Genomic DNA, 13,133 nt, shown 5'->3' with positions numbered 1-13,133 from the left:
GAGGGACGGGCGCGGGCCGCGTGCCCCAGGGGCGGGAGTTCCAGCTCGCGATGACCGGCAGGCCGTGCTCCGTGGACAACGCGCTGAAGGTGCCCGTCCGGAGCATGAAGAGCCGTCCGGCCTCGGGCGGCAGACCGAGGTAGCGGGCGGTCAGCACGCGCAGCAGGTGCCCGTGGGCGACGAGGACGACATTGCCCCGGTCTTCGCCCAGCACTCCGGCCACCCGGGCGAGCACCCGGTCCGCGCGGGCGCCGACCTGGGCGGCGTTCTCGCCGGGGTGCTCCGCGTCCCCGGGCGGTACCCCGTCGGTCCACAGGGACCAGGTGGGGTGCTCGCGCTGGATCTCGACGGTGGTGACGCCCTCGTAGCCGCCGTAGTCCCACTCGTACAGGTCGGGGTCCGTGACGCCCCCGCTCAGGCCGGCCAGCTCGGCGGTGGCGGCGGCCCGGCGGAGCGGGCTGGTCAGCACCAGGGCGGGGTGCTTGTCCTGGAAGTACGGGAAGAGGGAGATGGCCTCTTCGACCCCGTGCGGGGTCAACGGGACGTCGGTGCGCCCGGTGTGCCGTCCGGTCGCGCTCCAGGCGGTCTCGCCGTGCCTCACCAGCAGCAGATCGCTCACTCTCCGGACCCTAGTCCCTGCACGTCCGCGCGGCATCGCGGCGCGGTCCGCGGGGCCCCGCGGACCGTGCCGTGGAATCGATCGACGCGTCGGTGTCGAATCGATGCGGAAGCGGTGCAACTTGGCCGGCGCCCGCGCGCTCGCGAGGCTCGGGGCATGGACGACCAGGACGACGCCCGGCTGGCGGCGGATTTCGCGGCGGGCGACGAGGAGTGCGTGGCGGCGGTCTACCGGCGCTGGCGGCCGCTGGTGCACGCGCTCGCGCGGCGCTCGCTCGGCGACGAGCGGGAGGCCGAGGACGTGACCCAGCAGGTCTTCCTCGCCGCGTGGCGGGGCCGCGGCGGGTACCGGCCCGGGCCGGGTGGCCTCGGGGCCTGGCTGACCGGCATCACCCGGCACAAGGTGGCCGATGCCCTGGAGGCCCGCACCCGGCGGGCCCGGGCGGTCGAGGCCGCCGTACGGGTCTGCGCCCAGGTCCGGCCGGAACCGGAGCCGGGACCGGAGCGGGCCGTGGAACGGGTGGTGCTGCTCGGCGAGCTGGCCCGGCTGCCGTCGGCGCAGCAGCGGGTGCTGCGGCTGGCCTTCTACGCGGACCTGACCCAGTCGCAGATCGCGGACCGCACGGGGCTCCCGCTGGGCACGGTCAAGAGCCACATGCGGCGGGCGCTGCACGTCATGCGGCATTCCCTGGAGCAGTCCCGGGAGGCCGGGGCCGTGCCACAACCGATTCGATGACGGCCAGCCCCGAGCGGAGCCCGAACAGCCGCTCGGCGCGGGCGGGCGGGGCGGCGGCTCCCGCGCCCCATCCGGGTCCCGCGAGCAGCAGCGCCGAGTGGCCGCGGGCGCCGCGCGGACCCCACTCGATGCCCGCAACCGCCCTGGCGAGCGCGGCGTCCGCGGTGGTACGGGACTGCGCCCACAGGACGACGGCCCGCGGACCCGTCCGCCGGACGGCCTCGCACAGGGCGTCGGCGGGTAGGGCCGCTCCGAACATCCGTACGGGCAGGGCCCGTTCGCCGAGGGCCGCGGCCAACGCCTCCATCGGCAGGCTGTGTTGCTCGCCGGGCGCACAGGCCAGCAGCACGGGCGGGGCCGGGAGCGGACGAGTAGCGGGCCGGATCCGGTGCAGGGCCGCGGAGACGTACCAGGACAGGAGATGCTCGACCTCAACGTAACGCTCGCCCGCCGAAGCCCACTTGCGGCCCACGGCGTGCAGCGTCGGCGCGATGACCTCCTCCCAGGCGGTGACCGGGCCCAGCTCGGCGAGCACGGACGCCAGCAGGTCCTCCACGGCCGCCGCGTCCAGTCGTACGGCGGCCCGCGCGAGCCCCCGGCACTCCGGGCGGACGTCCCCGAGGCGCAGCTCGCGGGGCCCTCCGGGGGTCGGGGCGGCCGAAGCGGCCGGGCCGTCCGCGGGGGCTCCCCGGGCCACCCGGGCGGCTTCCGACGGGGGTGCGCCCTGGGCGGTGAGCCGGCACATCAGCTCCAGGCGGGCGATGTCGGCGGGCGTCCAGCGCCGGTGGCGGCCCGCTTGGCGGCGGTCCTCCGGGCCGATGGCGTAGCGGCGCTCCCAGGAGCGCAGCGTGGTCGGCGAGACCCCGAGGCGCCGGGCGACCGCCCCGGTGCCGAGGGCGACGGGCTCGGGCTCGGGCTGGGGCTGGGGCTGCTGGGGCTGGCGCTGCGTCTGGGGCTGCGGGGGTCCGGACTCCACCGTTCCACCGTACGGCGCGGCGGGCCGTCGGGGGGTCACCCGGGCCCCTCGCCCGCCTCGCGGCCCCGGCGGAAGCGGTCCAGCCCGTCGGCGAGGCCGACCACCGGGTCGGGATAGTCGTAGCGGGCCCGTTCCAGGCCGGGGAGCCGCCAGGGCTCGTGCACGCGCGGCGCGGGCAGTCCGGCCAGTTCGGGGACCCAGCGGTGGACGTATCCGCCGTCGGGGTCGTAACGCAGGCCCTGGCGCACGGGGTTGAGGACCCGGTTGGGGCGGGTGTCGGTGCCGGTGCCCGCCGCCCACTGCCAGTTGAGCTGGTTGTTGGCGAGGTCCCCGTCGACGAGGAGGTCCATGAAGTGGCGGGCTCCGACGCGCCAGTCGACGTACAGGGTCTTGGTGAGGAAGCTCGCGACCAGCAGTCGGCCGCGGTTGTGCATCCAGCCCTCGTGGGCCAGTTGGCGCATGGCCGCGTCCACGACCGGGTAGCCGGTGCGGCCCTCCTTCCAGGCCCGGGTCTCCTCCTCGGCGGCGGCGCCGGTGCGCCAGCGGTCGCCCCGGTCCCGGTAGTCCGCGGCGGCGGCGGCCGGCCGGGCGGCGAGCACCTGGTGGTGGAAGTCGCGCCAGCACAGCTGCCGTACGAAGGCCTCCGCACCGGGACCACCGGCGGCGCGGGCCCGGTGGACGGCCTCGGTGGGCGAGAGCGTGCCGAAGTGCAGGTGCGGGGAGAGCCGGGAGGTGGCGTCGCCGACCATGTCGTCGTGGGTCTCGGAATAGCGGTCGATGCCGGAGCGCAGCCACCGGGCGAGCAGCCGGCGCGCCTCGGGCTCGCCGCCCGGGGCGAGGCCCGGGGAGGTACCGGTGACGGCGGCGCGCTCGGGCAGGGGCTCGGAGCGGATCGCGTCGGGCACCGGGACGCCGCGGGGCGCGGGTGCGGCGGCCCGCAGGGGGTGCTCCGACCAGTGGCGGTGGTACGGGGTGAAGACGGCGAAGTGGTCGGCGCCCGACCCGGAGGGGGTGACGGCCCCGGGGGCGACCGCGGTGATCACCGCGTCGTGGACGTGGAACCGCCGGCCCTCCGCTTCGAGGGCCTCGCGCAGCCGCGCCTCGCGTGCGTGGGCGTAGGCGCTCACCCCGGCCGCCATGTGCACCTCGTCGGCGTCGGCCTCCCGTACGACCGCCATGACCGCGGCGACCGGATCGCCGGACCGTACGACGAGACGGCCGCCGCGGGCGCGCAGCCCGTCGTCGAGGCCGGCGAGGCAGTCGGCGAGGAAGGCGAGCCGGTTGGGCGGGGCGTCGACGGCCGGATCGCGCACGAAGAGCGGCACGACCTGCCCGGAGGAGGACAGGGCGGCCCGCAGCGGCGGATGGTCGTGCAGCCGGAGGTCGGAGGTGTAGAGGACCACCGCGACGTTCATGGGGTTCGCTCCGCGTGGGGATGGGGGTACGGGCTGGGTCTCACGAGCTACTTCGCCCCCGGACCCCGTCCCGGATGCGATGACACTGCCGCGCAGTGCCCGGGAGCCGCCGGGAACCCCCCGGCTTCGCCCCGACCGCACCGGCTCCGCCGCGGGGATGGCACCGGGGTTCGGCCCGGGGGGCGTACGGGGTTGGGCCCCGGGCCGCACGGGCTCGGCCACCCGGGACCGTATGCGGTGGGGCTCCCGGGGGCCGCCCGGGGGCCGTATGCGGTGGGGCTCCGGGGTCCCGCACGGGGGCCGCCTGGGCCGCCCGGGGCCCGGCGCGGCGGGCGCGCCTCGCCCCCCGAGGGGTCACCGACGCCGCACCGTCCTGGATGCGGTGGCGCCGGCGCGCGGCGCCCGGGTAGTGGCGAGCCCCCGGGGCTTCGCCCCGACCTCACCGGCTACCGCCGGCAGGGCGGTCGGCGGCGGGGGTCCCCCGCCCGACGGAGGCTACGTCGCACCCGTGCGCTCGGTGTCCGCTCGCTTCGCCGCGCGGGCGATGTTGCGGGCCATGCCGCCGAAGACGACGGCGTGGAACGGTGACACGCTCCACCAGTACAGGTGGCCCAGCAGGCCGTGCGGATGGAAGAGGGCCCGCTGGCGGTAGCGAGATCCGGTCTCCCCGGGGGCCGGCGGATCGGCGTGGAGTTCCAGCCAGGCCAGCCCCGGCAGCCGCATCTCGGCGCGCAGCCGCAGCAGCCGGCCCGGTTCGATCTCCTCCACCCGCCAGAAGTCCAGGGAGTCCCCCACCCGCAGCCGCGCCGCGTCCCGGCGGCCGCGCCGGATGCCGACTCCGCCGACGAGCCGGTCCAGCCAGCCCCGTACGGCCCAGGCCAGCGGGAAGGAGTACCAGCCGTTCTCCCCGCCGATGCCCTCCACCACCCGCCACAGCTCCGCGGCCGGGGCCTCGACCGCCAGCTCCCGGCTGTCGGTGTAGAGGCTGCCGCCCGCCCAGTCGGGGTCGGTGGGCAGCGGGTCGCTCGGCGCGCCGGGGACGGCGGCGGAGGACCAGCGGGTGGTCACCTTGGCCTCGCGGATCCGCCGGAGGGCCAGCGCGAGGGCCTCGTCGAAGCCGATGGGCGCGCCCGGCGGGTCCGGGACGTGGGCGGCGATGTCGTGCTCCGCGCACACCACCTCGTGCCGCAGGGATTCCGCGAGCGGCCGGGCCAGCGCCCTCGGCACGGGGGTGACCAGGCCGATCCAGTGGCTGGACAGCCTCGGGGTGAGCATCGGGACCCGCAGGATGAGGCGGGCGGGGAGGTGCGCGACGGTGGCGTAGCGGCGCATCATCTCCTCGTACGTGAGCACGTCGGGCCCGCCGATGTCGAAGGGCCGGTTCACCTCGGGCGGCATGCCGGCGCTGCCGACGAGGTAGCGCAGCACGTCGCGGACGGCGATCGGCTGGCAGCGGGTGCCGACCCAGCTGGGGGTGACCATGACGGGCAGGCGTTCGGTCAGGTAGCGCAGCATCTCGAAGGACGCGGACCCGGACCCGATGACCACGGCGGCGCGCAGCACGGTGGCCGGAACGGCGCCCGCGAGGAAGATCTCCCCGACCTCGGCGCGGGAGCGCAGGTGCGGTGAGAGGTTCCGCGGCGGGACGTCCACGGGGGTGAGCCCGCCGAGGTAGACGATGCGGCCGACCCCGGCGGCGCGGGCCTCGTCCGCGAAGGCCCGGGCGGCTTCCCGGTCGCGTTCCTCGAAGCGGGATCCGGTGCCCAGGGAGTGCACGAGGTAGTAGGCGACGTCGATGCCGTCCATCGCGGCGGCGAGGGACGCGCGGTCGGTGACGTCTCCCCGGACGATCTCGGTGTCCCCGGCCCAGGGGTGGTCGCGCAGTTTTTCCGGGGTGCGGGCCAGGCAGCGGACCCGGTGCCCGGCCTCCAGGAGGTCCGGTACGAGGCGTCCGCCGATGTATCCGCTGGCCCCGGTGACCAGGCAGTTCTTGCCCGTCATGGCTGTCTCCGCTCCTCGATCCCTGTCCTTCGGTACCCCGACCCCCTGCCTCCGGTTCCCCGCGGCGCGCCGGATCGGATGCGGGATTCCCCCGTACGGCACATCCAAGACCCCCCTCGGCTCCGAAGAGGGGGTGACGGGTGGCGGGCGACGAGAGGGGAACACGATGACCGAGCGAGGGGCGCCGCGCCCGCGGACGGCCGTGATCGGCGGGGGCGTATCGGGGCTGACGGCGGCGTACGTGCTGGCGCGCTCGCACGAGGTGACCGTCTACGAGGCGGACGACCGGCTGGGCGGGCACGCGCACACCCACGAGGTCAAAGGGCCGGACGGGGTGGTGCGGGCGGTGGATTCGGGGTTCATCGTGCACAACGACCGCACCTACCCGCATCTCCTGCGGCTCTTCGGCGAGCTGGGGGTGGCCACCCGGCCGACGACGATGAGCCTGTCGGTCCACTGCGAGGGGTGCGGGCTGGAGTACGCGGGTGCGCGCGGGCCGCGCGGGCTCTTCGCCGGGAGCCGGTCCGCCGTGAACCCGCGGTACCTGCGGATGCTGGCACGGATCCCGGCGTTCCACCGGCGGGCGAGGCGGCTGCTGGCCACGGCCGGCACCGTCGGCACCGCCGGCACCGCCGGAACGGAAGCGGCGGGCGGCGGCGAGATCACCCTCGCCGAGTTCCTCGAACAGGGCCGCTTCGGGGCCTACTTCACCGCCCACTTCGCGATCCCGCTGGTCGCCTCGGTGTGGTCCTGCCCGCCGGACACGGCGCTCGGGTACCCGGCCCGGTACCTGTTCCGGTTCCTGGACCACCACGGCCTGCTGTCGGTGGGCGGCTCGCCGGCCTGGCGTACGGTCGAGGGCGGCTCGGCGCGCTACGTGGAGCGGGTCCGCGAGCGGCTGGACGCCGTGTACACGGCCACGCCCGTACGGGCCCTCGCGCGCACCCCGCGGGGCGTGTCGGTCACCACCGCCGGCGGGGCCACCGATCTCTACGACGCGGTGGTCGTCGCCGTCCACGCCGATCAGGCGCTGCGCCTGCTGGCCGATCCGACGGACGCGGAGCGCGCCGCGCTCGGCGCCTTCCGCTACTCCCGCAACCGGACCGTGCTGCACACCGACGCCTCGGTGCTGCCGAGCGCGCCCGGCGCCCGGGGCTGCTGGAACTACCGGCTGTCGGGGTGCCGGCCGGACGACGCGCACGTACGGGTCAGCTACGACATGAACCGGCTCCAGGGGCTGGACGGGCCGGAGCCGTACGTGGTCACGCTGAACGCGGGCGAGGCCGTACGGCCGGGGTCGGTCCTGGCCGAGATGGAGTACGAACATCCCGTCTACACCACGGAGTCGGTGGCGGCCCAGCGGCTCCTGCCGGCCCTGTCGGGGCCGGTGACGGCCTTCGCCGGGGCCTATCACGGGTGGGGGTTCCACGAGGACGGCTGCCGTTCGGGCGTGGAAGCCGCCGCCGCGCTGGGGGTGTCGTGGTGAGCCCCGACCCGGCGGACCCGCGTCCGACAGAGCCCCGTCCGGCGGAGCCCCGTCCGGCAGAGCCCCGTCCGGCAGAGCCCTGCCTCTACCTGGCCGACATCCGGCACGTCCGGTCGGGCGGGAGCCGCTACCGGCTGCGGCACCGTACGTACCTGTGGCTGGTCGACCTCGACCGGCTGCCCGACCTCCCCCGACCGCTGCGGTCGCTCGCCCGGTTCGACGCGCGTGACCACTTCGGCGGCGGCGCCCCCTCGATCCGGGCCGGACTGGACGCGTTCCTGGCGGCGCGCGGCGCCGGACTCCCGCCGGGTTCCCGGGTGTTGATGCTGGCGCACGCCCGCGTCCTCGGCCACGTCTTCAACCCGCTGACCGTGTACTGGTGCCGCGGCCCGGACGGCTCCCTGCGCCAAGTGGTCGCCGAGGTGCACAACACCTACGGCGAACGGCACTGCTACCTGCTCCCGCCGGAGACCGCCAGGGGCGACAGGGGCGAGCGCGGTGACCTCAGCGAGCGCGGCGACCGCGGCGATCTCGAAGTGTCCCCCGTCGCCAAGGAGTTCTACGTCTCCCCCTTCCTCGCCGTGGAAGGCGCCTACCGCATGCGGCTGCCCGAACCGGGCGAACACCTCGCACTGACCGTCCGGCTGGCCGGCGGGACCGACGGTGCCCGCCTGACCGCGACCGTCCGCGGCGACCGCCGCCCCGCCGGCGCCCGCGGGCTGCTGCGCGCCGCGCTGCGCCGGCCCTGGTCCACCGCCGCCGTCAGCGTCGGCATCCGTTTCCACGGCGTCCGGCTGTGGCTGCGCGGTCAGCCCGTCCGGCCGCGCCCCATACACGTACCCCAGGAGGGCTTGAAGTGAGCACGTCGACCACCAGCACCACCACCGCCACCGCACCGGCGGTGCCGCCCTGTTCCCGGGCCAGGGCCGCCGTCGGGCGGCTGCTGATCCGCCGGGCCCTGGACCGGCTGCCGCTCCAGGTCCGGATGGGCCCCGACGGGACCCTGGGGCGGGGCGGCCCCGCGATGGCGGTGTACGACCCCGACGCGTTCGAGCGCCGGATCGCGGCCGAGGGGCTGATCGGGTTCGGCGAGTCGTACCTGGCCGGGGAGTGGGACGCACGCGACCCGGTGGCCGTCCTGACGGTCCTGGCCGGGCACGTGACGGGGCTGGTGCCGGCTCCGCTCCAGCGGCTGCGCGGCCTGTGGGCCTCCCGGCACCCGGCCTCGGACCGCAACACCCCGGACGGCTCGCGGACGAACATCCAGCGCCACTACGACCTGTCGAACGAGCTCTTCGCCGAGTTCCTCGACTCGACGATGACCTACTCCTCGGCGGTGTTCGCCGCCCTGCCCGCCTCCCCGGAGCTGCTCGCCGAGGCCCAGCACCGCAAGATCGACATGCTGCTGGACCTGGCGGAGACCGGTCCGGGGACCCGGCTGCTGGAGATCGGCACGGGCTGGGGCGAGCTGGCCGTCCGGGCCGCCCGGCGCGGTGCGCACGTGGTCACCCTGACCCTCTCCCGGGAGCAGCGGGAGCTGGCCCTGCGCCGGATCGCGGCCGCCGGGCTGTCCGACCGCGTCGAGGTGCGGCTGTGCGACTACCGGGAGGCCGAGGGGAGCTACGACGCCATCGTGAGCGTCGAGATGATCGAGGCGGTCGGCGCCGAGTACTGGCCGGTGTACTTCGCCACGCTGGACCGGCTGCTGGCGCCCGGCGGGCGGGTCGCGCTCCAGGCGATCACCATGCCGCACGAGCGGATGCTCGCCACCAGGGACACGTACACCTGGATCCACAAGTACATCTTCCCCGGCGGCATGCTGCCGTCGGTGCGGGTGGTGGAGGAGACGGCGCGCTCGCACACCGGACTGCGCGTGACCCGCTCCACGGCCTACGGGGCCCACTACGCGCAGACGCTGCGGCTGTGGCGGGAGCGCTTCGCCGAGCGGGCGGACCGGGTGGCGGAGCTGGGCTTCGACGCCACGTTCCGGCGGATGTGGACCTTCTACCTGGCCTACTGCGAGGCCGGCTTCGCCTCGGGCTACCTGGACGTGCACCAGTTCCTGCTGACGCGCTCGGCCCCGGAGGGGCTCGCCGCGGGCGGTGGTGCCCGGTGAACTGGGGCGCCTTCGGGCTCAACCTGGCCGTCTCGGCGGGGGCGGCCCTCGCCGTGATGCTGGCCGCCTTCGCCGTCGGGGTCCGGCTGCGCCGGCACCGCGGGGTGGACGTGGCCTGGGGCCTGGGCTTCGTGGCCGTCGCGGTGGCCACGTACGCGCAGTCGGGCGGCCGGCACCCGCTCCCGGCGGTCCTGGCGGTGGTGTGGGGCCTGCGGCTGGCCGGGCACATCGCGTGGCGGGGCCGGGGCCACGGCGAGGACCCGCGCTACCAACGGATGCTCGCCAAGGCTCCGGGCCGCCGCGACCTGTACGCGCTGCGCATGGTCTACCTGCTCCAGGCGGGCCTGGTCTGGCTGGTCTCGCTGCCCGTGCAGGCGGCCGCGTACGCGACCGGGCGGCCCGGGGCCCTGGCGGTGGCGGGCACGGCGCTGTGGCTGTGCGGGCTGCTCTTCGAGGCGGTCGGCGACCACCAGCTGGCCCGCTTCAAGGCCGATCCCGCGAACCGGGAGCGGATCATGGACCGGGGCCTGTGGTCCTGGACCCGGCACCCGAACTACTTCGGCGACTTCTGCGTGTGGTGGGGGCTGTCGCTGACCGCCTGGACCTCGGGCGGCGCGGTGGCGGTGTCGGTGGTCTCCCCGCTCGTGATGTCGTACCTGCTGATCGGCGGCAGCGGGAAGCGGCTGCTGGAGCGGCACATGGCGGACCGGCCCGGCTACGCCGCCTACCGGGCCCGTACCAGCGGTTTCCTGCCGCTGCCGCCCCGCCGGCCGCGCCGTCATGGCGGGTCGGAGCGGGTGTGATCGGCCACCTACCGATATCGGGACGCGTTGGTACAGTCGCGGCATGGCGGTGGACGAGCTCGACACACGGATCCTGCGCCTGCTGATCGAGCAGCCGCGCACCAGCGTCCGGGAGTACGCCCGGATCCTCGGCGTCGCGCGCGGCACCCTCCAGGCCCGGATCGACCGGCTGGAGCGCACCGGGGTGATCACCGGGACCGGGCCGGCGCTCTCCCCCGCCGCCCTCGGGCATCCGGTCCTGGCCTTCGTGCACATCGAGGTCACCCAGGGGCACCTGGACGAGGTCGGCGACGCGCTGGCCTCCGTACCGGAGATCATCGAGGCCTTCTCCATCACCGGCGGCGGGGACCTGCTGACCCGGGTGGCCGCGCGGGACAACGCGCATCTGGAGGACGTCATCCAGCGGCTGATCCGGCTGCCCGGCGTGGTGCGCACCCGTACCGAGGTCGCACTGCGCGAGCGGGTCCCGCACCGGCTCCTCCCCCTGGTCGAGTCCGTGGGACGGGCGGCGCGGAAACGCTAGAAATGCTGACAAGATGGACGGGACAGGAACAGGACAGGCACCGGCAGGACCGGCACCGGCAGGACGGGCACAACGGATGATCTCCGTCATATTCGATCTCGACGGCACCCTCGTGGACAGCGAGCCGAACTACTACGAGTCCGGGCGGCGCACCCTCGAGCGCCACGGCGTCCCCGATTTCACCTGGGAGCAGCACGCCCGGTACATCGGCATCGGCACCCTGGAAACCCTGGAGATCCTCCGGGACGAGTACGGGATCACGGCGCCGGTGGAGCAGCTGCTCGCCGAGCAGAACGCCGCCTATCTGGAGCTGGCCCGGACCCACACCGAGGCCTACCCCGAGATGCGCGCGTTCGTGCGGCGGCTGCACTCCGAGGGCGTCCCGATGGCGGTGGCCTCGGGTTCCTCGCTCGAGGCGATCGACGCGGTCCTGGCGGGCACCGGGCTGGACGCGCTGCTGACCACGGTGGTCTCCGCCGAGGAGGTCGCGCAGGGCAAGCCCGCCCCGGACGTGTTCCTGGAGGCGGCGCGCCGGCTGGGCGCGGAGCCCGCCGACTGCGTGGTCGTGGAGGACGCGGCGCCGGGCGCTCTGGCCGCCCGGGCGGCGGGCATGCGGTGCGTGGCGATCCCGTACGTGGCGGCCATGGCCGACGACCCGGCCTTCGCGGCGGCCGGACTGCTCTTCCCCTCCGGGCAGGCGGAGTTCAGCGCGGAGAGCGCCTACAGCTGGCTGACCGCCGCGCAGGCGGCCTGAGCCGTCCGGACGGCCCCGGGCCCGGGGGTCTTCGCCGCCAGTCGTCGCCGACGGTCTTCGCCGACGGCCCGGGGCCCGGCACGCTTCGGCGCGCCCTGACGTGCTCTGGCGTCCTGGCGGCGGCGCTGTCACCATGCCGGGGTGACCGCCACCCTGACGCCCCCGGGCTCCGAGCGCGGACCGCGCCGCTGGCCCCTGGTGGGGAACCTGCCCGCCTTCGCCCGCGATCCGCTGGCCTTCTTCGAGTCGCTGCGCGACGAGTACGGGGACTGGGTGCCCTGGGCACTCGGCCCGCAGCGCAACGTCCTGGTCTCGCGGCCGGAGCACGCCGGCGAGCTGCTCGGCGCGGTGGAGTCCACCTTCAGCCCGACCGAACTGGGCTGGGCGTTCCGTCAGTTGCTGGGCAATGGGGTGGTCGTGGCCACCGGCGAGGACTGGCGGCGCAAGCGGGCCCTGGTCCAGCCCTCGGTACGCCCGCGCCAAGTGCGCTCGTACGCCGGCACGATGGTGGAGTGCACCGACGCGCTGGTCTCCCGCTGGAGCGACGGCGCGCGGATCGATGTGCACCGGGAGATGGCCGGACTCACCCAACGCATCGCGGTGCGGACCCTGTTCGGGAGCGACGCCGCCGGCCGGGAGGCGCCCATCAGCGCGGCCATGGCCACCGCGCAGCGCGAACTCAGCGCCGAGTTCCGGGGCGTGACGATGTTCCTGCCGCCCTGGGTCCAGACTCCGGGCCGGCGCCGGATGCGGGCGGCCGTGGACGTGCTCGACCGCGAGATCGAGCACGTCATACGGGAGCACGAGGCGGCCTCGGCGGCCGCCGAGGAGCGGGACGACCTCCTCAGCAGGCTTCTCTCCGCCCGCGACGAGAACGGCGCGCCACTGTCGCGCACGGAGCTGCGGGACGAGTCGATCACCCTCTACATCGGCGGCCACGAGACCACGTCGACCACCTTGACCTGGGCCTGGCAGTTGCTCTCGGGGGCACCGGAGGCCCGCGCGCGGCTGACGGAGGAGCTGGACCGGGTGCTCGGCGGCCGGCTGCCGACGTACGAGGACTACGCGCGGCTGCCCTGGACCCAGCAGGTGGTCAAGGAAGCGCTGCGGATCTACCCGCCGATCTGGCTGCTCTCCGCGGTGGCCGGGGAAGGCGCCACGCTCGGCGGCCGTCCGATCCCGGCCGGCCTGTCGGTGTGGATCAGCCCGTGGTCGATGCACCGGGACGCGCGCTGGTTCCCGGAGCCGGAGGCCTTCCGCCCCGAGCGGTGGTCCGCCGAAGGGACCGCCGCCCACCAGATCCCGGAGCACGCCTGGTTCCCCTTCGGCGGCGGCCCGCGCGCCTGCCTGGGCGCCCGCTTCGCCCTCGTCGAGGCCGCTCTGGTGCTGGCCGTCGTGGCCCAGCGCTTCCACCTGGACAGCGGCCCGACCCGCGCGAGGGTCCTCCCGGGCCTCACCCTCCAGCCCCGCGACCCGGTCCTGGCCACCCTCCGCGCACACCGCCCCTGACCGATCTCGTCCCGGCGGGAGAGATCGCCGTCCCAGAGCGCGAGACGCCATTGACCCGGCGCGGGCGAATGGCTAAGTTTCGCCGCATGTTGCGTTCAGTCATGCTCACCACGCGCGGTCACATCGACCTGCTGCGGGTGGCCTCCGCCGCGTGTTGTCGCGGCTGCTGACGCCCTTTCACCTGTGACACGAGCGC

The 13,133-nt window shown here is 75.5% G+C and carries 11 protein-coding genes and 1 pseudogene; 8 read left to right on the top strand and 4 right to left on the bottom strand.

What is annotated here, in order from left to right:
• Positions 1-28 precede the first annotated feature (28 nt).
• Positions 29-619 (bottom strand): annotated as a pseudogene (locus OG730_RS35955) (histidine phosphatase family protein); the annotation flags it as partial.
• Positions 620-775: 156 nt separating this feature from the next.
• Here OG730_RS35955 and OG730_RS35950 point away from each other — a divergent pair.
• Positions 776-1,354: an RNA polymerase sigma factor gene (locus tag OG730_RS35950; RefSeq protein ID WP_327308162.1), complete on the top strand. Its 579-nt coding sequence runs from the start codon at positions 776-778 to the stop codon at positions 1,352-1,354.
• On the opposite strand, the gene OG730_RS35945 is transcribed toward OG730_RS35950, so the two are convergent.
• The 3 genes from OG730_RS35945 to OG730_RS35935 form a co-directional block, all read right to left on the bottom strand.
• Positions 1,293-2,330, bottom strand: a complete 1,038-nt coding sequence (locus OG730_RS35945; protein WP_327308161.1) for a MerR family transcriptional regulator — start codon at positions 2,328-2,330, stop codon at positions 1,293-1,295. The two genes, OG730_RS35950 and OG730_RS35945, sit on opposite strands and share 62 nt — an antisense overlap.
• 35 nt (positions 2,331-2,365) lie before the next feature.
• Positions 2,366-3,745, bottom strand: a complete 1,380-nt coding sequence (locus OG730_RS35940; RefSeq protein ID WP_327308160.1) for a cryptochrome/photolyase family protein — start codon at positions 3,743-3,745, stop codon at positions 2,366-2,368.
• Positions 3,746-4,240: 495 nt separating this feature from the next.
• Positions 4,241-5,746, bottom strand: a complete 1,506-nt coding sequence (locus OG730_RS35935; RefSeq protein WP_327308159.1) for an SDR family oxidoreductase — start codon at positions 5,744-5,746, stop codon at positions 4,241-4,243.
• Positions 5,747-5,912: 166 nt separating this feature from the next.
• Between OG730_RS35935 and OG730_RS35930 the strand changes: the two genes are divergently transcribed.
• From OG730_RS35930 to OG730_RS35900, 7 genes are all read left to right on the top strand, one after another.
• A complete protein-coding gene (locus tag OG730_RS35930) occupies positions 5,913-7,232 on the top strand; it encodes an NAD(P)/FAD-dependent oxidoreductase (RefSeq protein ID WP_327308158.1) in 1,320 nt (439 codons plus the stop codon).
• A gap of 89 nt (positions 7,233-7,321) precedes the next feature.
• The gene (locus tag OG730_RS35925; RefSeq protein WP_327309559.1) at positions 7,322-8,092 is read left to right on the top strand and encodes a DUF1365 domain-containing protein; all 771 of its coding nucleotides are present in this window, start codon (positions 7,322-7,324) and stop codon (positions 8,090-8,092) included.
• The gene (locus OG730_RS35920; RefSeq protein WP_327308157.1) at positions 8,089-9,348 is read left to right on the top strand and encodes a class I SAM-dependent methyltransferase; all 1,260 of its coding nucleotides are present in this window, start codon (positions 8,089-8,091) and stop codon (positions 9,346-9,348) included. Before OG730_RS35925 ends, OG730_RS35920 begins: the two co-directional genes overlap by 4 nt.
• A 56-nt stretch (positions 9,349-9,404) precedes the next feature.
• Positions 9,405-10,151 carry a DUF1295 domain-containing protein gene (locus tag OG730_RS35915; protein WP_327309558.1) on the top strand — a complete coding sequence of 249 codons (747 nt, stop codon included), beginning with the start codon at positions 9,405-9,407 and terminating at the stop codon, positions 10,149-10,151.
• Between the two features lie 43 nt (positions 10,152-10,194).
• Positions 10,195-10,674: an Lrp/AsnC family transcriptional regulator gene (locus OG730_RS35910; RefSeq protein ID WP_327308156.1), complete on the top strand. Its 480-nt coding sequence runs from the start codon at positions 10,195-10,197 to the stop codon at positions 10,672-10,674.
• A 76-nt stretch (positions 10,675-10,750) separates the two neighbouring features.
• Positions 10,751-11,428 carry an HAD family hydrolase gene (locus OG730_RS35905; protein ID WP_327308155.1) on the top strand — a complete coding sequence of 226 codons (678 nt, stop codon included), beginning with the start codon at positions 10,751-10,753 and terminating at the stop codon, positions 11,426-11,428.
• Between the two features lie 141 nt (positions 11,429-11,569).
• Positions 11,570-12,937 carry a cytochrome P450 gene (locus OG730_RS35900; protein ID WP_327308154.1) on the top strand — a complete coding sequence of 456 codons (1,368 nt, stop codon included), beginning with the start codon at positions 11,570-11,572 and terminating at the stop codon, positions 12,935-12,937.
• Positions 12,938-13,133 lie beyond the last annotated feature (196 nt).

It is taken from the genome of Streptomyces sp. NBC_01298 (genome assembly GCF_035978755.1).
Classification (GTDB): Bacteria; Actinomycetota; Actinomycetes; order Streptomycetales; family Streptomycetaceae; genus Streptomyces.
Note: the sequence above shows the minus strand (reverse complement) of the source record. Positions and strands in the feature narration are given on the sequence as shown.